Source organism: Streptomyces sp. NRRL F-5755 (genome assembly GCF_001279365.1).
In the GTDB taxonomy this organism is placed as follows: domain Bacteria; phylum Actinomycetota; class Actinomycetes; order Streptomycetales; family Streptomycetaceae; genus Streptomyces; species Streptomyces rimosus.
Genome location: NZ_LGCW01000317.1, coordinates 63,318 through 86,083, shown reverse-complemented (window position 1 = coordinate 86,083; position 22,766 = coordinate 63,318). Strand labels below are relative to the sequence as shown.

The following is a 22,766-nucleotide window of genomic DNA, read 5'->3' as shown; positions in this document are numbered from 1 at the left end:
GTCAGAAGTCCCATTCCGCGTCGTCGTCGGCGTGTGCCGCCGCGGCCTCGGCCGCCTCGGCGAACGCGGACCCGGCCATGCCCGCGGTCAGCGTGGTGCCGTCCGCCGGATCGATGAGCAGGAACGATCCGGTGCGCCGGGAGTCGGCGTACGGGTCCAGGGCCAGGGGCTCGGCGGTGCGCAGCACGACCCGGCCGATGTCGTTGGCGGCCAGCTCGCCGGGGGCCGGGTGCTGGGAGAGGTCGGCCAGCGTCAGCCGGGACGGGATGTCCTTGACGATCGCCTTGACCGTACGGGTGGTGTGCTTGAGCAGCACCCGCTGGCCCGTCTTCAGCGGCCGGTCGGCGACGTGGCAGACGGTCGCCTCGACGTCCTGAGTGGTGGCGGGCGCAGTGGCGGCCGGGGCGATCAGGTCGCCGCGCGAGATGTCCAGGTCGTCGGCGAGCCGTACGGTCACCGACTGCGGCGCCCAGGCCACGTCCACCGCCTGGCCCAGTACGTCCAGCGCCTCGATGGTGCTCGTACGGCCCGACGGCAGCACCGTCACCGCGTCGCCGACGCGCAGCACGCCGGAGGCGACCTGGCCCGCGTAGCCGCGGTAGTCGGGCAGTTCGGGGGTCTGCGGGCGGATGACGTACTGCACCGGGAAGCGCGCCGGGTCCTCGGAGGGGTCGGCCACGACGGGGACGGTCTCCAGGTGTTCCAGCACCGTCGGGCCGCCGTACCAGTCCATGTTCGTGGACGGGGTCACCACGTTGTCGCCCGCCAGCGCGGAGATCGGGATGGTGGTGATCTCCGGGACGCCCAGGGACGCGGCGTACGTGGTGAACTCCTCGGCGATCGCCGCGAAGACCGGCTCGGCGTAGTCCACCAGGTCCATCTTGTTGACGGCCAGCACGACGTGCGGGACGCGCAGCAGCGCGGCGACGGCGGCGTGCCGGCGGGTCTGCTCGACGACGCCGTTGCGGGCGTCGACCAGCACCACGGCCAGCTCGGCGGTGGACGCGCCGGTCACCATGTTGCGCGTGTACTGCACATGGCCGGGCGTGTCGGCGAGGATGAACCGCCGCCGGGGCGTGGCGAAGTAGCGGTAGGCGACATCGATGGTGATGCCCTGCTCCCGCTCGGCCCGCAGCCCGTCCGTCAGCAGCGCCAGGTCCGGGGCCTCCTGGCCGCGGCCCAGCGAGGCCCGCTCGACCGCTTCGAGCTGGTCGGCCAGTACCGACTTCGAGTCGTGCAGCAGCCGCCCGACCAGGGTGGACTTGCCGTCGTCCACCGAGCCGGCGGTGGCGAAGCGCAGCAGTGAGGTGGCCGTGGCGGCCACGTCGACCGGGTCGACAATCGTGCTCATGGTTAGAAGTACCCCTCGCGCTTACGGTCCTCCATGGCGGCCTCGGACAGCTTGTCGTCGGCCCGCGTCGCGCCCCGCTCGGTGAGCCGGGAGGCGGCGATCTCCGCGATGACGGCCTCGATGGTGGCCGCGTCGGAGTCGACGGCGCCGGTGCAGGACATGTCACCGACGGTGCGGTAGCGGACCAGGCGGGTCTCGACCCTCTCGCCGTCTTTGGGGCCGCCCCACTCGCCGGGCGCCAGCCACATGCCGCCCCGGGCGAAGACCTCGCGCTCGTGGGCGTAGTAGATGGCGGGCAGTTCGATCTTCTCGCGGGCGATGTACTGCCAGACGTCCAGCTCGGTCCAGTTGGACAGCGGGAAGACGCGGACGTGCTCGCCGGGGGAGTGGCGGCCGTTGTAGAGCTGCCACAGCTCGGGGCGCTGGCGGCGCGGGTCCCAGCCGCCGAACTCGTCGCGCAGCGAGAACACCCGCTCCTTGGCGCGCGCCTTCTCCTCGTCGCGCCGCCCGCCGCCGAACACCGCGTCGAAGCGGTTCGACTCGATGGCGTGCAGCAGCGGCACCGTCTGGAGGGGGTTACGGGTGCCGTCCGGGCGCTCCCGCAGCTCGCCGCGGTCGATGAAGTCCTGTACGGAGGCGACGTGCAGCCGCAGCCCGTGCCGGGCCACCGTACGGTCGCGGTAGTCCAGCACCTCGGGGAAGTTGTGCCCGGTGTCCACGTGCAGCAGCGCGAACGGCACCGGCGCGGGCGCGAACGCCTTCAGCGCCAGGTGCAGCATGACGATCGAGTCCTTGCCGCCGGAGAAAAGGATCACCGGCCGCTCGAACTCGCCCGCCACCTCGCGGAAGATGTGCACCGCCTCGGACTCCAGCGCGTCCAGGTGGCTGAGCGCGTACGGGTTGTCGGCGTCCCCGGTGCTCTCGCTCAGGGCTGCGGCGGTCGTCATGCCAGTCCCCTCTCGGTGAGCAGCGCGTGCAGCGCCGCCGCGGACTCCTGCACGGTCCGGTCGTGCGTCACGAGCCGCAGATCGGGCGACTCGGGCTCCTCGTACGGATCGTCGACGCCGGTCAGCCCGGAGATCTCGCCGGCCGCCTGCTTCGCGTACAGGCCCTTCACGTCCCGCTCGGAGCAGACCTCGACCGGCGTGGCCACATGGATCTCCAGGTACGGCGTGCCCTCGCGCTGGTGGCGCTTGCGCACCGCCTCCCGCGAGTCCGCGTACGGCGCGATCACCGGCACCAGTGCCTTGACGCCGTTGCTCGCCAGGAGTTCGGCGACGAAGCCGATGCGCTGCACGTTGGTGTGCCGGTCCTCCCGGCTGAAGCCCAGCCCCGCCGAGAGGAACTCGCGGATCTCGTCGCCGTCCAGCACCTCGACGCGGTGGCCCTCGCCCCGCAGCCGCTCCGCCAGCGCGTAGGCGATCGTGGTCTTGCCGGCACTGGGCAGTCCGGTCAGCCACACCGTGGCGCCCGTCATCTTTCGCTCCCGAAGGTCCTGTATGTCCTCGTGGTCCGGCGCACCGTGGCCGGACACCCCGGGGCCGCTCATCCGTGCAGCCCGCATTCGGTCTTGTCGCGGCCGGCCCAGCGGCCGGCCCGCGCGTCCTCGCCCGCCAGCACCCGGCGGGTGCAGGGCGCGCAGCCGACCGAGGCATAGCCGTCGGTCAGCAGCGGATTGATCAGCACGCCGTGCTCGGCCACATACGCGTCCACGTCGTCCTGCGTCCAGCGCGCGATCGGCGCGATCTTCACCTTGCGGCGCCGCGCGTCCCAGCCCACCACGGGGGTGTCCGCGCGGGTCGGCGACTCGTCGCGGCGCAGCCCGGTGGCCCAGGCGTCGTACCCGGCCAGGCCCTCTTCCAGCGGCTCGACCTTGCGCAGCGCGCAGCACAGGTCCGGGTCCCGGTCGTGCAGCTTCGGCCCGTACTCGGCGTCCTGCTCGGCCACCGTCTGCCGCGGGGTGAGGGTGATGACGTGGACGTCCATCACCGCCTCCACCGCGTCGCGGGTGCCGATGGTCTCCGGGAAGTGATAGCCGGTGTCGAGGAAGACCACGTCCACGCCGGGGAAGGCGCGCGAGGCCAGGTGGGCCACGACCGCGTCCTCCATGGAGGAGGTGACGCAGAAGCGGTTGCCGAAGGTCTCCGCGGCCCAGGTGAGGATCTCCAGCGGGGAGGCGTCCTCCAGGTCGCGTCCGGCCCGCTCGGCGAGCGCGGCCAGTTCGTCTTCCGTACGGTGCTGAGTCGCCGTCATATTCCGTTGCTCCCTTGGCGGTTGACGGTCTGCGCGGCCGGGGCGGCGACGCCCTTGGCCAGCAGCCCGAGGAACGAGAGCCGGAACGCGCGGCTGCACGCCCCGCATTCCCACGAGCCGTGTCCTTCCTCGGAAGGGCGCAGGTCCTCGTCGCCGCAGTACGGGCAGTAGAACGGCGCGGCCCGCTCGCTCACTTCAGCGCTCCCTCGTCCGCGCGGGCGGCCCAGGTGGCGAACCGCTCGCCCGCCTCGCGCTGCTCCTGGAAGTTGGTCAGCACCCGCTCCACGTAGTCCGGTAGCTCCGCCGCGGTGACCTTCAGGCCGCGGACCTTGCGGCCGAAGCCCGCCTGGAGGCCGAGCGCGCCGCCCAGGTGCACCTGGTAGCCCTCCACCTGGTTGCCGTCGGCGTCCAGCACCAGCTGGCCCTTGAGGCCGATGTCCGCGGTCTGGATGCGGGCGCAGGCGTTCGGGCAGCCGTTGAGGTTGATGGTGATGGGCTCCTCGAAGTCCGGCATCCGGCGCTCCAGCTCGTCGATGAGCGCGGCGCCGCGGCCCTTCGTCTCGACGATGGCCAGCTTGCAGAACTCGATGCCGGTGCAGGCCATCGTGCCGCGCCGGAAGGGCGACGGGCGGACCTGGAAGTCCAGCGCCTCCAGCCCCGCGACCAGCGGCTCGACCTGGTCCTCCGCCACGTCGAGGATGATCATCTTCTGCTCGACGGTGGTGTTCAGACGGTCCGAGCCATGGGCCGCGGCCAGGTCGGCGACCTTGACGAGGGTGGCACCGTCCACCCGGCCGACGCGCGGCGCGAAACCCACGTAGAAGCGGCCGTCCTTCTGGCGGTGCACCCCGATGTGGTCGCGCCAGCGGCTGCTGGGCTCGGCCGGCGCCGGGCCGTCGATCAGCTTCCGCTTGAGGTACTCGTCCTCCAGTACCTGCCGGAACTTCTCCGGACCCCAGTCCGCCATCAGGAACTTCAGCCGGGCGCGGTTGCGCAGCCGCCGGTAGCCGTAGTCGCGGAAGATCCCGACGACACCGGCCCACGCGTCGGGCACCTCCGCCAACGGCACCCACGCGCCCAGGCGTTCGCCGAGCCGGGGGTTGGTGGACAGGCCGCCGCCCACCCAGAGGTCGAAGCCGGGGCCGTGCTCGGGGTGCTCGACGCCCACGAACGCGACGTCGTTGATCTCGTGCACCACGTCCTGTACCGGCGACCCGGAGATCGCCGTCTTGAACTTGCGCGGCAGGTTGGAGAACTCCTTGCTGCCGATGAAGCGCCGCTCGATCTCCTCGATCGCGGACGACCCGTCGATGATCTCGTCCGCCGCGATGCCGGCGACCGGCGAACCGATGATGACGCGCGGGCAGTCGCCGCACGCCTCGGTCGTCGACAGGCCCACCGACTCCAGCTTCTGCCAGATCGCCGGGACGTCCTCGATGCGCACCCAGTGCAGCTGGATGTTCTGCCGGTCGGTGATGTCCGCGGTGCCGCGCGCGTACTCCTGGGAGACCTCGCCGATGGCCCGCAGTTGCGCGACGCTCAGCCGCCCGCCGTCGACGCGCACCCGCAGCATGAAGTACTCGTCCTCCAGCTCCTCGGGCTCCAGGACCGCGGTCTTGCCGCCGTCGATCCCGGGCTTGCGCTGGGTGTACAGGCCCCACCAGCGCATCCGGCCGCGCAGGTCGTTGGGGTCGATGGAGGCGAACCCGGTCTTCGCGTAGACCGTCTCAATACGTGTCCGCACATTGAGACCGTCGTCGTCCTTCTTGAACTGCTCGTTGCCGTTCAGCGGCGTGAAGTGACCTACGGCCCACTGCCCCTCCCCGCGGTGGCGTCCGGCCTTGCGGCGGGTCGTGGCGGGGCTGGGTCGATCGGAGGTGGCGGCCATGGCGGTACGTCCTTCTGGGCGGCTCGGTGAGGGCGGGAGCGGGCAGCGGCAGCCCTGCGATGACCTGCGAAGACGTGCCTCGGCACGGAGCGGTGCGAGGTGCGGGTGAGAGGGTGTCCGGGGCAGGTCGGATCAGGGTGCCCGCGCGTCCGCGGCGATGGGGACGGCGAAAAGGAATGACGTTGCTGAGACTGTCAGCCCGCCGGACAGATGGCGCTGGACATGCGGCCGAGGTCGACGTGCCGCCGACTCACCAAGGCAATTCCAGCTGTAGACATGACGGAAGCGTGTCACGGCGCTCTTGAGCCAGTCCACCGCCGTCCGGAGTATGGACAAGAGTGTCCCGTAAGGCGAGACAATGTGACGCCGGTCACGCCGGCGGGGGGAGGGGCCTCGGGGCCCTGGCCCTCCCCCCGCCGGCGGGAGTCCTCGCCTCCGCTCAGACGCCCGGCCACGGACCCGGAGCGGGCGCCTCCGGCTCCTCGGTCACCTCGGTCGCGAACACCCGGAAGCCCCGCCGCCGGTAGTTGTCCAGCGCGTGCGGGCCGTCCTGGCTGCACGTGTGCACCCACACCCGCCGCGTCTTCGCCCGCTCCGGCCACCGCCCGGCCAGATCCCAGGCGCGCGCTGTACCGTACGCCAGCAGGTGCCCTCCTATGCGACGGCCGCGGAACGCCGGCAGGAGACCGAAATAGCTGATTTCCACGACCCCTTCGGGCTGCGCGTCCAGCTCGATGTACCCGGCCGGCGTCCCCCGCTCGTACGCCACCCAGGTCTCCACGCCCGGCCGCTCCAGGAACTCCCGCCACCGCGCGGGCGACCACCCCAGCCGGTCCGTCCACGCGATGTCCCCACCGACGGACGTGTACAGGAAACGGCTGAACTCGGGAGACGCCACCTCCGCACGGGCGATGTCCACCCGTTGCTCCGCCGGGGGAGCGGCAGCCGGGGCGAGGTCGCCGGGTGCGGTCTGTTCGAGGTGCCAGGTGGTTACGGTGATGGTCATGGGGGCAGCACATCACAGCCCTGACGAGGGGACGGGGGACGGGGCATGGGACGGGTCGGACAACTGTGGAACACCGGGGAAATGCCGCTCCGCGACGGGCTGTACCGGCCGGACGACACCGGCTCGGAGCTGTATGTCGCAGGTCCGGGGGCCTACCACCCGGATGCCGGGCAGCCGATTCCGTTCCGTATCGGGGAGCCGTTCGATGTCGCTCAGGCCATCGAGGAAGACGGCACCGACGAGGCGGACACGTGCTTCGAGAGCCCGCTGCCGGACGGAACGGGGTGGCTCTCCGGCGGTGGCGGCGGAATGGGCAACATCGGCCACCTCGCCCGTCTCGACGCCGGCCGCTCGTTGCGGTGGGTCGCCGTGATGTTCCACTCCAACCCGTTCGTCGGGGTGCGCTACGAGGGCACGCACGCCGTGTTCACCAACGACTGGGGAAACCGGCTGACGCTGGACCTCGCGCACCCTGCCCTCGGCTGACCGTGACCGGGCCGCACGGCATCCGCCCGCGCGGCCCGGCCGGATCACAGCACCGCGTCCGCGATGCGGTCCACCTGGTCCGGGTCGGTGGCCCAGCAGTAGAGCATGACCTCGTCGGCGCCGATGGCGCGGAACGCGGCCACCGCGTCGCGGAGCTGCCGTTCCGTGGTGAGCAGGCCGTTCACGACGTGGTCGGTGTACTCGAACGGGCCGTAGTACGCGCGCGCCTCGCGCCGGGCCTCGTCGAGGACGGCCTCCGGGCCGAGCGCCACGTTCACCTGGGCCACCAGCCGGGGACGGCCGGGCCGCCCCGCCTCGTCCCAGGCCGCCTCCATCTTGCGGAACAGCCCGTCCATCATGGGGGCGGGCAGCGCCGCGCCGAGGAAGCCGTCGCCCCAGCGGGCCACCCGCCGGATCACGGCCGGCACGAAGCCGCCGAACAGGACCTCCGGGCCGCCGGCACGGGCCGGGGCCGGGCCGATCGGTCCGACGTCCGCGCCGTACGGCTCACCGGCCCAGACGGACCGCAGCCGGGCCATCTGGCCGTCCAGCCGCCGGCCGCGGGTGCGCTGGTCGACACCCACGGCCGCGTAGTCGTCCGCGCGCCCGCCCAGCCCGATGCCGAGCGTGAAGCGGGCGCCGGACAGCAGGTCGAGCGTGGCGGCCTGCTTGGCGAGCAGCGCGGTGCGGTGCAGCGGCGCGAGCAGCACCTCGGTCTGCAGCCGGACACGGGAGGTGGCGCCGGCGAGGGCGGCCAGGGTGATCAGCGGTTCGGGGTTGCCGTACGCCAGCCGGTCGAGCAGCGCGATGCTGCGGAACGGGGCGGCGTCGGCGCGCCGGGCCCAGGTCAGCAGGGTCGCGGGGTCGCCGATGGGCAGGCCGAGGCCGACAGACATGACAGGTCCTCCAGGAGGGCAGGGTCGATCGCGAAATGTCGTGTCGCCCGCTCACTTGGCCGCACGCGCGCTGTGGCGTGGGTCGCTCCCGTTCTGCGACGGTCCTCCTGGGGAGCTGATGTTCGAAGCGGGATGAGGTTACCCGAGGGGTGCGCGGGGCCGCACCGTATTTATGGGACGGACGGCGCGCGGGATTTATGGGGCGGACGGCGCGCTGGCCGGACGCCCCCGTAGCGATCCGGCTGCCCCACCACGGTCACCCGAGCCGCGCCGCCACCACCGCCGGTGCCGTCGAGTGCGGCAGCAGGTCCACCGGGCGCGGCGGCAGGCGCAGCTCGACGTCCACCCCGTCGGCGAAGCGGTACGGGCGGTGCGCCAGCACGCTCGCGAGGTGGCGGCGCAGCCGCGACAGTTCGGCCCGTACCGTCACCGTGCGGCCGCGGTCCCCGAACAGGTCCTGCGCCAGGTCGGCGGCGCTGCGCCCCTGCGGCCGGTGCGCCAGCACGAACAGCACCTCGGCGTGGCGCGGGCTCAGCTCGTGCGACCAGCTGCCCGCCGGGCCGGTGACCGTGACCGCGGGCCGGGCGCGGCTGCTGAGGTCCAGCAGCACCCGGCTGGGCCGGGGCTCGTCGCCCGGCGGCGCGCCGACGCGGATCAGCCAGCCGCCGGGCAGCGGTTCAAGCGTGCACATGCCGTAGCGCGGCAGCCACAGCGGCCCGGCCTCGGGGGACTTGGGGAGCGCGACCCGGTCCGGCGGGGCCAGCCCGGTCACCGCGGCCGTCCAGCCGTCCTTGTCCACGGCCAGCGCCTGCCCGCCGAGCCGGGCCAGTACGGGGGCGGCGCTCGCCCGCAGCCGGTCCAGCGCGCCGTGGTGCCGCTCGCGCAGCTCGCCCTCCGCGAGCCGGGCCACCGCGGTGACCAGCGACAGCACCGTGGGGTGGAAGGTGTGCGCCGGGCCGCTGACGTCCACGATGCCCAGCAGCCGCCCGTCGCGCGGGTCGTGCAGCGGCGCCGCGGCGCACGTCCACTGGTGGTGGGTGCGTACGAAGTGCTCGGTGGTGTGCACCAGGACGGGGCGGCGGGCCACCAGCGCGGTCCCGATGGCGTTGGTGCCGACGACCTCCTCGGTCCAGTCCGCGCCCTTGTCGAAGCCGTGCCGGTCGGCCATCCGCCGTACCGCGGCGCAGCCCTCCCGCCACAGCACCCGGCCCTCGCCGTCCGCGACGACCATGATCTGCTGGGCGGCGTCCACGGCCGGCAGCAGACCGCTGTTGAACAGCGGCAGCAGCGACGCGAGCTGCGAGCTGTGCCGCCGGTGCTCCAGCTCCTCCACGCTCAGCGGGCGCTCCCTGCGGTCCCGGTCGGGATCGACGCCGGAGCCGAGCGCCCGGCGCCACGACTCGCAGATCACCGCGCGGGGCGCGGTGGCCGTCCGCTCACCGCACAGCGCGGCCTCACGGACCGAGGCGAGCCGGCGCGTCGTCGCGCGTATCTCCTGGGCCGACCAGATACCCATGTCGATCGGTCTGTCGCTCACGCTGTCTCTCCGTAGTGCACTGTCCGCGGTTGCGCCCATGGTGCCGTCACCGGGCCGGTCCGAACGGGGGATTGCGCCAATTGGTTGCAACGGGCTGCAACTGTTGTGGCGTATGACGGGGGCGAGGAAGGTGACCGGCAGTACGGAGAGGGGGCAGCGCCATGGTGAACAGCACTCCTCACGTCGTCGTGGCCGATGCGGCGCACGGCCTCCGTACTGCCCGCGCCGCGCGACCCGCGCGGCCCCGCGGCGTCCCGCCCCGCCGCCGGCGCCCCGGCGCCGGCCGCCGGATGCCGTCACCTTCCGGCGGCCGCGGCCGCGGACCCCGCCGTGGCGGCCGGGACGCCGCACACACGGGCGGGAACAGGCCCTGAGGGCCGGCTCCGAGAGCCGGTCCGAGTCCGGGAAGCGGTGCCGGGTCGGCGCGGCACCGCTTCCCGCAAACGCGGTGGCGGACCTCGGACCCCACCCCCCTCTTCAGGGAACGGGGTCCGCCACCGCACTTTCTCCGGTTTCTCCGGTCGTGCGGCGGCACGGGTACGCCGCCCTCACCCTCGGCCGTCCACCACCGGCCGCGCCCGTTCCACGATGGCGCGCAGGCCGAGCGTGGGCGGCAGGGTGCCGAACGAGGCGCCGTGGTCGGCGCCCAGGCGCGAGGCGCAGAACGCGTCGGCGACCTCGGGCGGCGCGTACCGGACCAGCAGCGAACCCTGTAGCACCAGTGCCATCCGCTCCGCCAGCCGCCGGGCGCGGGCCTCGATGCCCTCCAGGTCGGCCAGTTCGGTGAGCATCTCCTTGATCGCGGCGTCCAGGCGGTGGTCGGCGCCCCGTGCGGTGCCGATCTCCGTCAGGAACGCGTGCAGCGCCGCCGGTTCGCGGCGCAGCGCCCGCAGCACGTCCAGGGCCTGGATGTTGCCCGACCCCTCCCAGATGGAGTTCAGCGGCGACTCGCGCAGCAGCCGCGGCATGCCGGACTCCTCCACGTAGCCGTTGCCGCCCAGGCACTCCAGCGCCTCGGCGGCCACCGGGGTGCAGCGCTTGGTCACCCAGTACTTGGCCACCGGTACCGCCATTCGCAGGAAGGCGCGCTCCTGCTCGGTGTCCGCGTCGTACGCCGCCGCCAGCCGCAGCGCCAGCGCCGTCGCCGCCTCGGACTCCAGCGCCAGGTCCGCCAGGACGTTGCGCATCAGCGGCTGGTCCGCCAGCGGCCTGCCGAATGCCTGCCGGTACGCGGTGTGGTGCAGCGCCTGCGCCACCGCCTGCCGCATCACCGCCGCCGACCCCGTCACACAGTCCAGCCGGGTCGCCGCGACCATCCCGATGATCGTCGCCACCCCGCGCCCCTCCTCGCCGACCCGCCGCGCCCAGGTGGTGCCGTCGAACTCGACCTCGGCCGACGCGTTGGAGCGGTTGCCGAGCTTGTCCTTGAGCCGCTGGATGCGGAAGGAGTTACGGCTGCCGTCCGGCAGCACCCGCGGCAGCAGAAAACAGCTGAGCCCGTCCCCTCCTCCCACACCCCCGGGCGTCCGCGCCAGCACCAGGAACGCGTCCGACATCGGCGCCGAACAGAACCACTTGTGCCCCGTCAGCACATACTCCCCGTCGGCGGCCAGCGGCTCGGCGACGGTCGTCACCGCCCGTACGTCACTCCCGCCCTGCTTCTCCGTCATCGCCATCCCGGCCAGCGCGCCCGGCTTCTCCGCCACCGGCCGCAGCCCCGGCTCGTACACCCGCGAGGTCAGCAGCGGCTCCCACTCCGCCGCCAGCGCCGGGTCGGCCCGCAGCGCCGGCACCGCCGCGTGCGTCATCGACAGCGGACAGCCGTGGCCCGCCTCGGCCTGCGTCCACACCAGGAACCCGGCCGTACGCCGTACGTGTCCGGCCGGCCGCGACCAGGCGTCGGTCAGCCCGGAGGAGACGGCGTGTCCCAGCAGCCGGTGCCACGCCGGGTGGAACTCCACCTCGTCCACCCGGTGCCCGTAGCGGTCGTGGGTACGCAGGACGGGGGGCTGCTCGTTGGCCAGCGCGCCCCAGCGCCGCGCGTGCGCGGAGCCCGCCGCGCGGCCCAGCTCGCCCAGCTCACCCCGTACCTCCTCCAGGAGAGCGGGCGGGACGTGCCGCCCGACGCCCTCGGCGAGCGCCGCGTCGGCGGCGAAGACGTCGTACCCGACCAGCGGCGGAGGCTGGTTCGTGACCGTATGAGTGGTGGCTGCCATGGCAGATACGGTAAGGAGGTGCAGCCAGTGAAAGAAGCAGCGCAGCGGCCGTCCGGCCGTCTGCACAGGGCCCGGGTCCTGTATCGGAACGTCTCCAAACGCCGCCTCGCCTGGCTGCTGCTGAAGGACACCGTCAACTCCTGCATGGAATACCGCGTCACCGGGCTCGCCGCCGAGGCCGCGTTCTTCTGCCTGCTGTCGCTGCCGCCGCTGCTCCTCGGCTTCATCGGCCTGCTCGGCTACATGGAGCCATGGATCGGCCGGGAGACCATCGACCACATCCGCGAGAACATCCTCAGCGCGTCCGACACGCTGCTGTCCAGCAAGGGCGTCAACGAGATCGCCCGGCCGCTGCTCGACGACATCTTCACCGGCCGCCGCCCGGACGTCATCTCCCTCGGCTTCGCCATCGCCCTGTGGTCCGGCTCCCGCGCCGTCAACGTCTTCGTCGACACCATCACGATCATGTACGGGCTGGACGGGCGGCGCGGCATCGTCCGCACCCGGCTGCTGGCCTTCGTGCTCTACCTGGCCGCGCTGGTCGTCGGCGCGGTGGCGCTGCCGCTGATGGTGGTCGGTCCGGACACCGTCGTCAGCTGGATGCCGGCGAGCGGGACCGCCATCCGCATCCTGTACTGGCCGGTCGTCCTCATCCTCTCCGTCGCCTTCCTCACCACCCTCTACCACGTGTCCGTCCCCGTACGCTCACCCTGGCGCGAGGACATCCCCGGCGCGGTCGTCGCCCTCGCCATGTGGGTACTGGGCAGCCTGCTGCTGCGCGTCTACCTCACCCAGACCGTCGAGGGCCCCACCATCTACGGCTCCCTCGCCGCACCGGTCGCCGTCCTCCTGTGGATCGGCGTCTCCGCCTTCGCGGTCCTGGTCGGCGCCGCCATGAACGCCGCCCTGGACCGGGTATGGCCCTCGGTCGCCACCGCCGCCGGCCGCGCCGAAAAGGAACACCGCGCCCGCGAGGTGGCCGCCGCCCAACGCGCCGCCCTCGCCGCCGTCGGCCTGGGCAGCACCGCCACGGACGACCCCCCGTACCCGGACGACGAAGAAGACGACGACACCGAGGACGACGACACCCCGCCCCCCGCCGAGTACCCCGAACGCTGGACCGAGTTCCTGCCGCCGGTCGACATCAAGGCCCGGCTGTATGCGTATGCGAGGAGGAGGCGGCGGAATTGAGGGAAGCGCCGCGCCGGTTGCCGCTTCGGACGGGCGGCTACTCGGCCCGGGTCACCTGCGCATGGTCGGAGACCACCCGCCGGAAGAGGTGGTGACCGGTCCGGCCGCTGTGGCGCAGCGCCCATTGCTGAGCTGAGTCTTGGTTTTCTTGCGGTCCGGACTCGGCGCCGCAGCCGGCGGCGGTGCAGACGGTCTCGTAGGAGACGCCGCTTTCCGGCACGTGCCGGATCGTATGAGACACGTACCGGTACACGGCGCGGCTGATCACCGGTGGCCCTCCGGGTGGCGTCGCAGATGGATGTTGCAGTCGGTCACGGTGGTCAGATCGCCGACGGCGCGCGCCCGCTCGCGGACGTTGACGAGTTCGGCGCAGCCTGCGCAGCCGTCGACGGGTGCGGGGTCCGCCTCCAGCGGTAGCGGCAGGACGATCGGGGCGGTGGAGTACCGCGTCGGGTTGGTCATGCCGAGCAGAGTGGAACACCCTCAAGGACGAATCCGTACCTGGCCGGGGGACAGTTGGGCCATCGAAGCGCTACGTTCGCGAAAAGGCCCAAACGTCCCGGGGAGGGGTCTTGAACACCGCCCTACGCTCGGCTATGACGAGTGCCGGACTCAGCCCTCGTCGCCTTGCCGTGCGCGTCGGCGTCACCGGTAAGACGGTCGAGAGATGGCTGGCCGACGCGGAACTGACACCCCATGCACGAAATCGCGAGGACGCCTGTCGGGCGTTGGGAGTGGGTGAAGAGATGATCTGGCCGCAGGCAGCCAAGGACCGCGTCAAGAGTGGACATGACCGGGAACTGGTGCGCAGCTATCCGTACCGGTCCGCCTGCCCTTCCGATGTGTGGGGCGAGCTGATCAGGGGCGCGGCCAAGGAACTGTTCTTCGCGGGGTACACGAATTACTTTCTGTGGTCGCAGGTGCCGGCATTCTCCGAAACGTTGCGGCGGAAGGCCGGGGCGGGGTGCCGGGTGCGGTTCCTGGTCGGTGATCCTGAGGGGGAAATCACCCAGGGACGGGAGCGTTCGGAGAATGTGACGCTGACCGTCTCCACGCGCATTCGTACCACGCTGGAGCAACTGGAGCGTATGGGGCCGGTGGACGGGCTGGAAGTCCGGTTCAGTGCCCCCGAAGACGCCGTCTATCACGTGGGGCTTTCGGTGTTCCGTTTCGATGACGACGCGTTCGTGACGCCGCACCTCGCCCGCCTTGTCGGGCACGATTCGCCGCTGCTGCATCTGCGCAGGCAAGAGGGCGGCGGCATGTTCGACCGGTTTGCGGAACACGCCGAGGAGTTGTGGGGACGGGGGAGTCGCGTAGCCGCCTAGGGGAAGGGTGCCGGTCACCAGCCGGCGATCGTTTCGCGCCCCTGCGGGACGGCGAGGTCGAGCAGGCCGGGGAAGCGGGCGTCGAGGTCGTCCCGGCGTAGTCGGTTCAGCCGTCGGGTGCCCTCGTCGCGTTGGCGGATGACGCCGGCTTCCCGCAGGGCTTTGAAGTGGCCGCTCTGTGTGGACTTGCTGACCGGCAGTGCGAAGGTCGTGCACGCCAGTTCCCCGTCGGGCCCGGCGTCGGCGAGGCGGGCGACGATGGCCAGCCGGACCGGGTCGCTCAGGGCAGCCAGCACGGTGGTGAACCGCAGGTGGTCGCGGGCGGGGTGGACGAGTTCGGTCGCGGTGCGGCTGGCCATGCTTTCAGGATACCCAAGCATGTTCGGGGAAGTCGAACATCTGCTATGTTCGGCGGCTCCGAACATGATGCTTGGGGAGGAACGGATGTCGATCGATCGCCTTGGCGTGCGGGCTGACAGTCGGCCGCCACGCGGTGCCCGTGTTTCCGGCTCGCCGGACACGGCCTTGGACGGGCGGCCCTCGTCCGGAGGGCGATGGCGGTTCCGGGGCGCCGCGTACACGCTGCTGATCCTGCTGACCGGCACGAATCTGCCGACGCCGCTGTACCGGGGCTACGAGGCGCGCTTCGGGTTCTCGCCGCTGGTCGTCACGCTGATCTTCGCCGCGTACGTGGCCGTGCTGATCCCCTGTCTGCTGCTCGCCGGCCCGCTCTCGGACGCGGTCGGCCACCGCAGGGTGCTGCTGCCGGCGGTGGCCGTGGCCGTACTGGGGTCGCTGGTCTTCGCCCTCGCCGACGGTACGGGGTGGCTGTTCGCCGCCCGTATGCTCCAGGGCCTCGCCATCGGAGCGGCCTCGGGATCGCTCACCGCGGCGCTGACGGAGCTCGAACCGTCCGGCAACCGCCGCAAGGCGGCGCTGGTCTCCACCGTGGCCTCCGTGGGCGGGCTGGGACTCGGCCCCGTGCTGGCCGGTCTGCTCGCCGAGTACGCCCCGGCGCCGTATGTCGTGCCGTACGCGGTCGAGATCGCCTTGCTGGTACCCGCGGCGGCGGCCGTTCTCGCGCTGCCCGCGACGCGTTCCGGCAAGCGGTGGCGCCCCCGCCGGCCGGGAATCCCGCATGCCATGCGGGCGGTGTTCGCGACCAGCGGGACGGCCGGCTTTCTCGCGTTCGCCGTGATCGGGCTGTTCCTGACCCTCGTGCCCACCTACGCCGCCACGCTCTCGGGCAGCGGCAACCTGCTCCTGGGCGGTGCGGCCGTGGCCCTGATGCTGGCCTGCTCCGCCCTCGCCCAGCTGATCGGCTACGGCAGGCCGGCGCGAGCCCTGGAGCTGGCGGGGCTCCCGCTGCTGGCCGCCGGGCTGGTGCTGCTCGCCCTCGCGGGCGGCCTCGCCTCGCTGCCCCTGCTCCTCGCCGCCACCGTGATCGCAGGCATCGGCCAGGGGCTGGTCTTCCTGGGCGGCCTGACCGCGGTCAACCAGGCGGCCCCCGCCGAACGCCGGGCCGACGTGCTCTCCAGCTTCTACGTGATCATGTACCTCGGCGTCGGCCTGCCCGTCATCGGCGTCGGCCTCCTCGCCGCGTCGGTCGGCCTGCTCGCTGCTGTGCAGTACTTCGCCTGCGTGGTGGCCGCGCTGTGCCTGGCGGTGCTGCTCGCTCTGGCCCTCGCCCTCGTCCGGGCGCCCGCCGGCCGGTGAACAGCGGGCGCCGCGCGGGCGGAACGCGCCCGCCGCTCCCGGCCGGGGCCCCTACGGCCGTGCCGGCCAGATCAGCGCCTGGGCGACGATGACGCGCTCGCCGTTGAAGGTGACGGCCGGGCCTTCGTGCAATACGTAACCGAGTTCCAGCATTTCGCTCACGCGCCGGCAGAACGTGGCATCGTCCGGTCCGGTCAGGACGCGGTAGACGGGTAATCCGTCTGGTGGTGTGTTCATGAGGAGAAGAATTCCAGACGCGCTCGCCCGCCGAGCGGGCGGGCGGGGCCGTGCGCATCCCGCGTACGACCCCGGCTGGCCACTGCCGTGTGCTGAATACGGGTGATCGGGGCGGCGGCGGGCCGCGAGCGACGGCGTGCGGCCGGTGGGTTTGCTGCACAGTGCTGGCAGCGAACCGGATATCACCGCCCGTCAGGAGAGCGCCGTGCACGCATTTTCCTACTGTGCGACGCGGGGGTTGCGGGGTCCGCGTCCCGGCCGGCTGGTCGCGTTGCTGTTCGTTGTGCTGCTGGTTCTTGTGGGCGGTTCTTCTGGGGGTGGGTACGCGGTCGCGTCCGTACCGACTGGTGATCCGGTGGCGCCGTACGACGGGACGGGTGGGACGGTCCGGTGTTCCACCCCCGGCGACTGCCTTCCGGAGCCGGTGGTTCTGTCGCCCGGGCCCGGTCTCCGTACGGAGGGCGGGCCCGCCTCCCTGCCTGCGGGGCGCCCCGCCCTGCCCGCCACCGGCGGAGGCCCGCTGATCTCGGTGGCCGCGTTCGCGGCGGTGCTGATCATTGTGGGCGCCGTGGCCGCAGCGGTGGGGCGGGACCGGTGGAACCGCCGGCGGCGGAGGGCGGGGAAGGGGCGCGCGGGGCATTGACAGGGGTTCGGGGTGGCGAACGGGAAGTACGTGGCTGCCGCAGATGATGCGGGCCTCGGGCTACGGCCTCACGTCCTCGGTTCCTCATGATCATCAATGCGGGCGGCATCGTCGGCATGCTGGTGGCCGGGCGTACCGCCGACCGCTTCGGCCCGGTCCGCGTCTCGGCCGTCTGGTTCCTGCTCACCGCCGCCGGAGCGCTGCTGAGTGCGCGGCTGCCGCTCGGGCTGACGTACGCGGTGGTGGCGGTCACCGGTGTCTGGCTGTTCAGCGCGCAGGTCATGGTGTACGCGGCGGCCGACCGCGTGTACCCGCCCGCCGGCCGTGCCACCGGCCTCGGCTGGGTCACCGGCATCGGCCGTACGGGCGCGGTCGCCGGACCCTGGCTCGGCGGCACGCTGGCCGCGAGCGGCGACGACCGCCTCGGATTTCTCGCGTTCGCGCCGGCGGGGCAGGTGGGGGGGCGGTGAGTGTCGCGCTGGTTCCGATGGCCCGCCGGGGGATCGGGCGAGGCGTGGGGCGGGCCCGGGGGAGGCGGCCGTGACCCGGTGACGGGGCAGTGATGATCATGGATCGGGTTCCGTGGGGCAGGAGGTGATCGATGCAGTCGTACGCGTCCCGCGGAAGTGAAGGAGCTCCTGCCCGTGGCCGCACCTTGGAGAGTTGACGGTGTGTCATCCGGTTCCCGTTCCGGTGTACGGGCCGGTGCCCGTGCTTACCCGATGCGGCGGACGGTGTTCGTCCTGGCCGTGATCGGCGCCCTGCTCTGCGGCGGATTCCTCGCCGTACGGGAAGCGGCCCGGTGGGCGGTGGCGCACCCGGGCCCGGCCCTCGGTGTGGGCGCCGTCGTCCTCCCGCTGCTCGTGGCCCTGGCCGTGGTGGCGGTCCGCGGCATGCCGCGGCTGCGTGAGCTGCGGCGGGCGGCGCGGGCGGGGAAGGCGGAGGCCGAGGCGGAGGTGGCGGCGATGGCGGAGGCCGCTCCGGTCGCGGAGGCCGGGCCGGTGGTCGAGGCCGAGGCGGCCGATGTGGCGCCGTGGCGTGTCGAGGACTTCCTCGCCCTGGACGCGGACGGCTTCGAGCAGGCGATAGCCCGCCTCTGCGAACGGGACGGCTGCCGGGACGTCCAGGTGGTCGGGGGCGCGGGGGACCTGGGCGCGGACGTGCTGGCCACCGCGGCCGACGGCCGGCGGCTCATCATCCAGTGCAAGCGGTACGGCGAGACGAACAAGGTCGGCTCCCAGGACGTACAGCGCTTCGGCGGCACCTGCTTCACGGTGCACGAGGCCGAGGTCGCCGCCGTCGTCACCACGAGCATCTTCACCGAACCGGCCGCCGACTACGCCGCGACCTGCGGCATCCGCTGCTACGACGGGGAACGGCTGGTCGCCTGGGCGAACGGGGACGGGGCGGCGCCTTGGGCCTGACCCGGTCACCCGGCGGCCGCCTCCGGCTCCAGGTCCAAGGCGAGCGCGTCGTGCACCGGGACGTAACCGAGCCGCTGATAGATCGAGTTGCTGGTCGGATTCGCCAGGTCGGCGAAGAGCACGACCTCCCTCGCGCCCAGCGCCAGGGCATGCCGCGCACCCGCCGCGACGATGCCGCTCGCATAGCCACGGCGACGCAGCTCGGGCGGCGTGTAGACGGGGCCGGTCCGCGACATTCCGCCGAGCACCGGACCGACCCCGGCGAACGAGACCGGGCGGCCGCCGTCCTCCCAGATGTGCAGCAGGCCCTCGGCGGTCCGGCGCCGGACCAGCGCGCCGTGGTCCGCGCTGGAGCGACCCGCCCCGGAACGGCCCGCGCCGCTCTCCGCCGCGAACGCCTCGTGCCACGTCACCAGTACGGCGTGGTCGGCCTCGACGGCGGACCGGGCGCTGCCGCGCGGGGCCGGTTCGGGCCGGGCCAGGGACCGGAGGCGGTAGAGCCGTGAGCGCTCCCGTACCTTCGCCCGGCCGCCGGTGGCCCGCTCCCAGGCCCGCGCGAAGGCGGTGGCCGCCTGCGTATGCCCCTGAACGGAGGGCACCGCGGTCGCCCCGGGCTCGGCACTCGCCTCCGCCGGCACCTCCGCCAGGCGGCCGGCGGCCTCCCCGCTCATCGCCCCCAGCACCACCCCGAACGGCGGAGTCTGTACGAACACCCCGGACACCGGCTTCCGCGGCCCCTCCCGCCACCACCCGAACCGCGGCTGCCCCGCGCCGAACGCGTGCGGACCGTCCTTGGCCAGCCGGTCCACGATGGTCAGCGGCACGGTGTTCAGCGCCGGTTCGGCGGTGAGGAAGTCACCGGCCGGCAGCCGCAGGTCGTCCAGTGAGGTGCTCAGCGTCCAGGCCATGCCGCATGCTGCCGTACGGACGACATCTGCCGCACACCGATTTCGGCGGCCCGCCGCACGGCCGGTCCGCTGCCTACGCCACCGCGATCCGCACGTACCGCCCCGCCGTACGCAGATCCGCCTCGATGCGCGCCGCCGCCGCCCGCAGCGGGGGCAGGAAGGCGTCGCGGTCCTCGGCGGGGGAGCGGCGGCCCGCGTGGGTGGAGATGTTGACGGCGGCGACGACGCGGGAGTCGCGGTCGCGGACGGGCACGGCGAGGGAGCGCAGGCCCTCCTCCAACTCCTCGTCCACCAGGGCGTAGCCGTCCTCGCCGACCTGTTCCAGGAGGGTCGCGAGGCGTTCGGGGGAGGTGACCGTGTGCTGGGTGAGCGGGGTGAGGGTGGTGCGGGAGAGGTGGGCGGTGCGTTCTGCCGGGGAGAGGCCCGCGAGCAGCACCCGGCCCATGGAGGTCGGGTAGGCCGGGAAGCGGGTGCCCACGGTGATGTTGACGCTCATGATCCGTACGGTGGGAACCCGCGCCACGTACTGGATGTCCGTACCGGACAGCACCGCCATCGACGCGGAGTCGTGCACCTGCTCCACCAGCGTCGCCAGATGCGGCTGGGCGATCTCCGGCAGCGTCAGGCCCGACAGCGCGGCGAAGCCCAGGTCGAGCACCTTCGGGGTGGGGCGGAAGAGACGGCCGTCCGAGGCGAGGTAGCCGAGGTGTTCCAGGGTGATCAGGGCGCGCCGGGCGGTGGCCCGGGCGAGGCCGGTGGCCTGCGCGACGGCGGTCAGCGGGAGTTCGGCGCGTCCGGTGCCGAACGCGGTGAGCGTGAGCAGGCCGCGGGCCAGTGATTCGACGAACTCCGGGCCCAGTTCCTGTTTGGAGGCCCGCATCCAGGAGGCGTGCCGGCCGGTGGTGGGCTCCGGGGCGGGGGCGGTCGGCGCGGGATCGGCCAGGGTGCGTTCCATCTCGGCGACGGTCTCGCGCAGGCGGGGGAGTACGGCGGTGGGCAGGTCGGCGGCGGCCAGCCGGCTGGTGTGGCTGACGACGCTCACCGCGCACACCGGCCGGCCGTGGGGGTCGCGTACGGGCACGGCGACGGCGACCAGGCCCGGTTCGATCAGCTGGTCGTCCAGGGACCAGCCCGCGGTACGAGCCGCCTCGACCCGGGACGCGAAGTCCTCGCCGGGGTCCGCCGAACGCGTACTGCCGTTCTCGCCCCGGGCCGCGAAGTCCGCGCCCAGGTTTCCCGGGCCACCCGTACCACCGTTCCCGTCCCGGCGCGGCGGTACGGCCGGGAAGCCCGCGTCCGTGGGGTCCGCCGCGCGCCGCTCCCGCCAGCGCCGCCAGGCGTCCGCGTCCCAGTCGGCGGCGAACAGGGCCCCGGGAGCGCCGCGTTCGGCGGGCAGCAGGTCGCCGATGCGGAACGCGAGCGACATCGCGCGCCGCCGTGTCGCCTGGTGGACGAAGCGCACCCCGTCACCGTCGGGTACGGCGAGCGAGACCGACTCGTCGAGCGCGTCGGCGAGCCGTTCGGCGGCCGGGCCGAGCCGGTCGGGCAGTTCGGAGGCGGCCAGGTAGGCGTTGCCCAGTTCCAGCAGGCCGGGCGCGAGCACTGCGTCCCGGCCCTCGACGCGTACGTACCCGAGGCGGGCCAGGGTGCTCAGGACGCGGTCGACGGTGGAGCGCGCCAGGCCGGTCGCGCGGACGAGGTCGCCGACGGCCTGCCGTCCGCCGCCCGTGGAGAGCGCGCGCAGCACGGACAGGCTGCGCATCAGCGGGCCCACTGCCTCCTGGGGCGGCGGCGCGTCGGTGGCGGGGTGCGTCATGGGCTCTCCACGGTGCGGAAATCTCGTCGGAACCGTACCCGGTGACCCGTTGACAGGGCTGGGAGAGGGGGACAGACTCTGGGCACGCCAGGCCGTGAACTTCAGTTCACCTGACGAACAAGTGGGTGCAGGGGGCCCGCACGGCTGGGGGCGCCGACACCGCGGCTCGACAGATCGACGCGAGGGTGAGGACATGGCCGACATCCGTTCCCTGCACGACGCCGTCGGGGATCTGATCCACGACGGGGACACCGTCGCGCTGGAGGGCTTCACCCACCTGATCCCGTTCGCCGCGGCGCACGAGATCATCCGGCAGGGCATCACCGGCCTGACACTGGTCCGCATGACGCCGGACGTGGTCTACGACCAGCTCATCGGCGCGGGCGCGGCCCGCAAACTGGTCTTCTCCTGGGGTGGCAACCCCGGCGTCGGCTCCCTGCACCGCTTCCGCGACGCGGTCGAGAACGGCTGGCCCCGCCCGCTGGAGCTGGACGAACACAGCCACGCCGGAATGGCCAACCGCTATGTCGCCGGCGCCTCGCGGCTGCCGTTCGCGGTGCTGCGCGGCTACCGCGGCAGCGGCATCCCCGGCCGTACGGACACCGTCGCCACCGTCACCTGCCCCTTCACCGGCGAGGAACTGGCCGCCGTCGCCGCCCTCAACCCGGACGTCACGGTCATCCACGCCCAGCAGGCCGACCGCGACGGCAACGTACAGCTGTGGGGCCTGACCGGCGTGCAGAAGGAAGCGGTGCTGGCCGCCCGGCGGGTGCTGGTCACCGTCGAGGAGATCGTCGACGGGGCGCTGGAGCCCCGGCCCGGCTCGGTGGTGCTGCCGGGCTGGGTGATCGACGCCGTCGCGGAGGTGCCCGGCGGCGCCCACCCCTCGTACGCGGCCGGGTATTCGGTCCGGGACAACGACTTCTACCAGGAGTGGGACGCCGTTTCCCGCGACCGGGACACGTTCGCGCGCTGGCTGGACGACAACGTACGGAAGGCGACTCGATGAGCGGCACGGTCGGTGATACGGGCAGCGGTACGGCCAGTGATGTGGGCGTCGGTGCGGACGCCGGTACGGGCGACGGCGCGCGCTGGGGGCGCGACGAGCTGATGGAGATCAACGCGGCACGGGCGCTGACCGGCGCGCGCAGCTGCTTCGTCGGCATCGGCCTCCCCAGTACGGCCGCCAACCTCGCGAGCCGCACCGTCAACCCCGGCCTGGTCCTGGTCTACGAGTCCGGCACCATCGGCTCCCGGCCGACCCGGCTGCCCCTGTCCATCGGCGACGGCGAACTGGCCGACACCGCCGACGCGGTGGTGTCCGTGCCGGAGCTGTTCAACTACTGGCTCCAGGGCGGCCGGATCGACGTGGGCTTCCTCGGCGCCGCCCAGCTCGACCGGTACGCCAACATCAACACCACCGTCGTGGACCGCGGCCCGGACCGGCCCGAGGGCCGCCTGCCCGGCGCGGGGGGCGCCCCCGAGATCGCCGCCAACTGCGGCGAGGTACTGATCGTGCTGCGGCACACCCGCCGTAACCTCGTGCCCGCGCTCGACTTCGTCACCACCCTGGGCCACGGCACCGGGCCGGGCGACCGCGCCGCCCTCGGCATGCGCGGCGCCGGACCCACCGCCGTCATCACCGACCTCGGCATCCTGCGCCCGCACCCGGACACCGCCGAACTGGAGCTGACCGCGCTGCACCCCGGCGCCACGGTGGAGCAGGCCCGGGAGGCGACCGGCTGGGACCTGCGCGTGGCAGGGGACCTGACGGTCACCGAAGCGCCCACCGAAGCCGAACTGTCCGAGCTGCGCGCCCTCAAGGCGGCCGGAAGGAGGGCAGCATGAGCTCCATGGATGTCCGTGATGG

At 73.0% G+C, this 22,766-nt stretch carries 25 protein-coding genes; 8 read left to right on the top strand and 17 right to left on the bottom strand.

The features are described 5' to 3' along the window. Nucleotide 1 precedes the first annotated feature (1 nt). The 8 genes from ADK86_RS38145 to ADK86_RS38115 form a co-directional block, all read right to left on the bottom strand. A complete protein-coding gene (locus tag ADK86_RS38145; protein ID WP_053700754.1) occupies nucleotides 2–1,351 on the bottom strand; it encodes a sulfate adenylyltransferase subunit 1 in 1,350 nt (449 codons plus the stop codon). 2 nt (nucleotides 1,352–1,353) lie between these two features. Then, complete coding sequence (gene cysD / locus ADK86_RS38140; RefSeq protein WP_053700753.1) at nucleotides 1,354–2,298, bottom strand: sulfate adenylyltransferase subunit CysD; 945 nt, start codon at nucleotides 2,296–2,298, stop codon at nucleotides 1,354–1,356. Next, complete coding sequence (cysC, locus tag ADK86_RS38135) at nucleotides 2,295–2,828, bottom strand: adenylyl-sulfate kinase (RefSeq protein WP_053700780.1); 534 nt, start codon at nucleotides 2,826–2,828, stop codon at nucleotides 2,295–2,297. The genes cysD and cysC overlap by 4 nt, the downstream gene beginning before the upstream one ends. A gap of 68 nt (nucleotides 2,829–2,896) precedes the next feature. Beyond that, a complete protein-coding gene (locus ADK86_RS38130; protein WP_053700752.1) occupies nucleotides 2,897–3,604 on the bottom strand; it encodes a phosphoadenylyl-sulfate reductase in 708 nt (235 codons plus the stop codon). After that, nucleotides 3,601–3,798 (bottom strand): hypothetical protein, encoded by a 198-nt coding sequence (locus ADK86_RS38125; RefSeq protein ID WP_053700751.1) that lies wholly within the window; start codon nucleotides 3,796–3,798, stop codon nucleotides 3,601–3,603. The genes ADK86_RS38130 and ADK86_RS38125 overlap by 4 nt, the downstream gene beginning before the upstream one ends. Continuing rightward, nucleotides 3,795–5,492 (bottom strand): nitrite/sulfite reductase, encoded by a 1,698-nt coding sequence (locus ADK86_RS38120; protein WP_053700750.1) that lies wholly within the window; start codon nucleotides 5,490–5,492, stop codon nucleotides 3,795–3,797. Before ADK86_RS38120 ends, ADK86_RS38125 begins: the two co-directional genes overlap by 4 nt. A 194-nt stretch (nucleotides 5,493–5,686) precedes the next feature. Beyond that, the gene (locus ADK86_RS45550; protein ID WP_312024626.1) at nucleotides 5,687–5,770 is read right to left on the bottom strand and encodes a putative leader peptide; all 84 of its coding nucleotides are present in this window, start codon (nucleotides 5,768–5,770) and stop codon (nucleotides 5,687–5,689) included. Nucleotides 5,771–5,931: 161 nt separating this feature from the next. Next, on the bottom strand, nucleotides 5,932–6,498 hold the full coding sequence (locus tag ADK86_RS38115) for a GNAT family N-acetyltransferase (protein WP_053700749.1): 567 nt from the start codon (nucleotides 6,496–6,498) through the stop codon (nucleotides 5,932–5,934). 45 nt (nucleotides 6,499–6,543) lie between these two features. Here ADK86_RS38115 and ADK86_RS38110 point away from each other — a divergent pair, with 45 nt between their 5' ends. After that, nucleotides 6,544–6,984 carry a hypothetical protein gene (locus ADK86_RS38110; RefSeq protein ID WP_053700748.1) on the top strand — a complete coding sequence of 147 codons (441 nt, stop codon included), beginning with the start codon at nucleotides 6,544–6,546 and terminating at the stop codon, nucleotides 6,982–6,984. Between the two features lie 44 nt (nucleotides 6,985–7,028). Here ADK86_RS38110 and ADK86_RS38105 read toward each other — a convergent pair whose 3' ends face one another. The 3 genes from ADK86_RS38105 to ADK86_RS38095 form a co-directional block, all read right to left on the bottom strand. Then, the gene (locus ADK86_RS38105) at nucleotides 7,029–7,880 is read right to left on the bottom strand and encodes an LLM class flavin-dependent oxidoreductase (RefSeq protein WP_053700747.1); all 852 of its coding nucleotides are present in this window, start codon (nucleotides 7,878–7,880) and stop codon (nucleotides 7,029–7,031) included. 256 nt (nucleotides 7,881–8,136) lie between these two features. Next, entirely contained in the window at nucleotides 8,137–9,417 is a 1,281-nt protein-coding gene (locus ADK86_RS38100; RefSeq protein ID WP_053700746.1) for a GAF domain-containing protein, read from the bottom strand. 548 nt (nucleotides 9,418–9,965) lie between these two features. Beyond that, nucleotides 9,966–11,633: an acyl-CoA dehydrogenase family protein gene (locus ADK86_RS38095; protein ID WP_053700779.1), complete on the bottom strand. Its 1,668-nt coding sequence runs from the start codon at nucleotides 11,631–11,633 to the stop codon at nucleotides 9,966–9,968. Between the two features lie 18 nt (nucleotides 11,634–11,651). Between ADK86_RS38095 and ADK86_RS38090 the strand changes: the two genes are divergently transcribed. Next, nucleotides 11,652–12,824 carry a YihY/virulence factor BrkB family protein gene (locus ADK86_RS38090; RefSeq protein WP_053700745.1) on the top strand — a complete coding sequence of 391 codons (1,173 nt, stop codon included), beginning with the start codon at nucleotides 11,652–11,654 and terminating at the stop codon, nucleotides 12,822–12,824. A 37-nt stretch (nucleotides 12,825–12,861) separates the two neighbouring features. Here the strand turns inward: ADK86_RS38090 and ADK86_RS38085 are convergent, their stop codons facing one another. Beyond that, on the bottom strand, nucleotides 12,862–13,092 hold the full coding sequence (locus ADK86_RS38085) for a hypothetical protein (protein WP_078952538.1): 231 nt from the start codon (nucleotides 13,090–13,092) through the stop codon (nucleotides 12,862–12,864). Next, nucleotides 13,089–13,286 carry a hypothetical protein gene (locus ADK86_RS38080; protein WP_053700744.1) on the bottom strand — a complete coding sequence of 66 codons (198 nt, stop codon included), beginning with the start codon at nucleotides 13,284–13,286 and terminating at the stop codon, nucleotides 13,089–13,091. Before ADK86_RS38080 ends, ADK86_RS38085 begins: the two co-directional genes overlap by 4 nt. Nucleotides 13,287–13,420: 134 nt before the next feature. Between ADK86_RS38080 and ADK86_RS38075 the strand changes: the two genes are divergently transcribed. Next, complete coding sequence (locus ADK86_RS38075) at nucleotides 13,421–14,152, top strand: transcriptional regulator (protein WP_078952537.1); 732 nt, start codon at nucleotides 13,421–13,423, stop codon at nucleotides 14,150–14,152. Nucleotides 14,153–14,166: 14 nt separating this feature from the next. Here ADK86_RS38075 and ADK86_RS38070 read toward each other — a convergent pair whose 3' ends face one another. Further along, complete coding sequence (locus ADK86_RS38070; protein ID WP_053700742.1) at nucleotides 14,167–14,511, bottom strand: ArsR/SmtB family transcription factor; 345 nt, start codon at nucleotides 14,509–14,511, stop codon at nucleotides 14,167–14,169. 166 nt (nucleotides 14,512–14,677) lie between these two features. Here ADK86_RS38070 and ADK86_RS38065 point away from each other — a divergent pair, with 166 nt between their 5' ends. Further along, nucleotides 14,678–15,868: an MFS transporter gene (locus tag ADK86_RS38065; RefSeq protein WP_063789187.1), complete on the top strand. Its 1,191-nt coding sequence runs from the start codon at nucleotides 14,678–14,680 to the stop codon at nucleotides 15,866–15,868. 51 nt (nucleotides 15,869–15,919) lie between these two features. Here the strand turns inward: ADK86_RS38065 and ADK86_RS38060 are convergent, their stop codons facing one another. Continuing rightward, a complete protein-coding gene (locus tag ADK86_RS38060; protein WP_030600850.1) occupies nucleotides 15,920–16,105 on the bottom strand; it encodes a DUF1737 domain-containing protein in 186 nt (61 codons plus the stop codon). A gap of 729 nt (nucleotides 16,106–16,834) precedes the next feature. On the opposite strand from ADK86_RS38060, the gene ADK86_RS38055 reads away from it, so the two are divergent. Then, a complete protein-coding gene (locus ADK86_RS38055) occupies nucleotides 16,835–17,218 on the top strand; it encodes an MFS transporter (protein ID WP_053700740.1) in 384 nt (127 codons plus the stop codon). Nucleotides 17,219–17,470: 252 nt separating this feature from the next. After that, on the top strand, nucleotides 17,471–18,172 hold the full coding sequence (locus tag ADK86_RS38050; RefSeq protein WP_053700739.1) for a restriction endonuclease: 702 nt from the start codon (nucleotides 17,471–17,473) through the stop codon (nucleotides 18,170–18,172). Between the two features lie 5 nt (nucleotides 18,173–18,177). Here ADK86_RS38050 and ADK86_RS38045 read toward each other — a convergent pair whose 3' ends face one another. Together ADK86_RS38045 and ADK86_RS38040 are read right to left on the bottom strand one after the other, a co-directional pair. Then, a complete protein-coding gene (locus tag ADK86_RS38045; RefSeq protein WP_053700738.1) occupies nucleotides 18,178–19,080 on the bottom strand; it encodes a GNAT family N-acetyltransferase in 903 nt (300 codons plus the stop codon). A gap of 73 nt (nucleotides 19,081–19,153) precedes the next feature. Continuing rightward, complete coding sequence (locus ADK86_RS38040) at nucleotides 19,154–20,896, bottom strand: IclR family transcriptional regulator domain-containing protein (RefSeq protein ID WP_053700737.1); 1,743 nt, start codon at nucleotides 20,894–20,896, stop codon at nucleotides 19,154–19,156. Between the two features lie 193 nt (nucleotides 20,897–21,089). Here ADK86_RS38040 and ADK86_RS38035 point away from each other — a divergent pair, with 193 nt between their 5' ends. Together ADK86_RS38035 and ADK86_RS38030 are read left to right on the top strand one after the other, a co-directional pair. Next, on the top strand, nucleotides 21,090–21,905 hold the full coding sequence (locus tag ADK86_RS38035; RefSeq protein WP_030375745.1) for a CoA transferase subunit A: 816 nt from the start codon (nucleotides 21,090–21,092) through the stop codon (nucleotides 21,903–21,905). Nucleotides 21,906–22,006: 101 nt separating this feature from the next. After that, nucleotides 22,007–22,744, top strand: coding sequence for a CoA-transferase subunit beta (locus ADK86_RS38030; RefSeq protein WP_053700777.1), 738 nt, complete (start codon nucleotides 22,007–22,009; stop codon nucleotides 22,742–22,744). Nucleotides 22,745–22,766: the final 22 nt, after the last annotated feature.

Coding starts and splice junctions, on each gene's coding strand:
- ADK86_RS38075 (WP_078952537.1), top strand. CDS start 13,421: ATGACGAGTGCCGGACTCAGCCCTCGTCGCCTTGCCGTGCGCGTCGGC.
- ADK86_RS38115 (WP_053700749.1), bottom strand. CDS start 6,498: ATGACCATCACCGTAACCACCTGGCACCTCGAACAGACCGCACCCGGC.
- ADK86_RS38045 (WP_053700738.1), bottom strand. CDS start 19,080: ATGGCCTGGACGCTGAGCACCTCACTGGACGACCTGCGGCTGCCGGCC.
- ADK86_RS38040 (WP_053700737.1), bottom strand. CDS start 20,896: ATGACGCACCCCGCCACCGACGCGCCGCCGCCCCAGGAGGCAGTGGGC.
- ADK86_RS38050 (WP_053700739.1), top strand. CDS start 17,471: ATGCGGCGGACGGTGTTCGTCCTGGCCGTGATCGGCGCCCTGCTCTGC.
- ADK86_RS38145 (WP_053700754.1), bottom strand. CDS start 1,351: ATGAGCACGATTGTCGACCCGGTCGACGTGGCCGCCACGGCCACCTCA.
- ADK86_RS38055 (WP_053700740.1), top strand. CDS start 16,835: ATGATCATCAATGCGGGCGGCATCGTCGGCATGCTGGTGGCCGGGCGT.
- ADK86_RS38110 (WP_053700748.1), top strand. CDS start 6,544: ATGGGACGGGTCGGACAACTGTGGAACACCGGGGAAATGCCGCTCCGC.
- cysC (WP_053700780.1), bottom strand. CDS start 2,828: ATGACGGGCGCCACGGTGTGGCTGACCGGACTGCCCAGTGCCGGCAAG.
- ADK86_RS45550 (WP_312024626.1), bottom strand. CDS start 5,770: ATGTCTACAGCTGGAATTGCCTTGGTGAGTCGGCGGCACGTCGACCTC.
- ADK86_RS38120 (WP_053700750.1), bottom strand. CDS start 5,492: ATGGCCGCCACCTCCGATCGACCCAGCCCCGCCACGACCCGCCGCAAG.
- ADK86_RS38080 (WP_053700744.1), bottom strand. CDS start 13,286: ATGACCAACCCGACGCGGTACTCCACCGCCCCGATCGTCCTGCCGCTA.
- ADK86_RS38060 (WP_030600850.1), bottom strand. CDS start 16,105: ATGAACACACCACCAGACGGATTACCCGTCTACCGCGTCCTGACCGGA.
- ADK86_RS38030 (WP_053700777.1), top strand. CDS start 22,007: ATGGAGATCAACGCGGCACGGGCGCTGACCGGCGCGCGCAGCTGCTTC.
- ADK86_RS38070 (WP_053700742.1), bottom strand. CDS start 14,511: ATGGCCAGCCGCACCGCGACCGAACTCGTCCACCCCGCCCGCGACCAC.
- ADK86_RS38035 (WP_030375745.1), top strand. CDS start 21,090: ATGGCCGACATCCGTTCCCTGCACGACGCCGTCGGGGATCTGATCCAC.
- cysD (WP_053700753.1), bottom strand. CDS start 2,298: ATGACGACCGCCGCAGCCCTGAGCGAGAGCACCGGGGACGCCGACAAC.
- ADK86_RS38095 (WP_053700779.1), bottom strand. CDS start 11,633: ATGGCAGCCACCACTCATACGGTCACGAACCAGCCTCCGCCGCTGGTC.
- ADK86_RS38130 (WP_053700752.1), bottom strand. CDS start 3,604: ATGACGGCGACTCAGCACCGTACGGAAGACGAACTGGCCGCGCTCGCC.
- ADK86_RS38105 (WP_053700747.1), bottom strand. CDS start 7,880: ATGTCTGTCGGCCTCGGCCTGCCCATCGGCGACCCCGCGACCCTGCTG.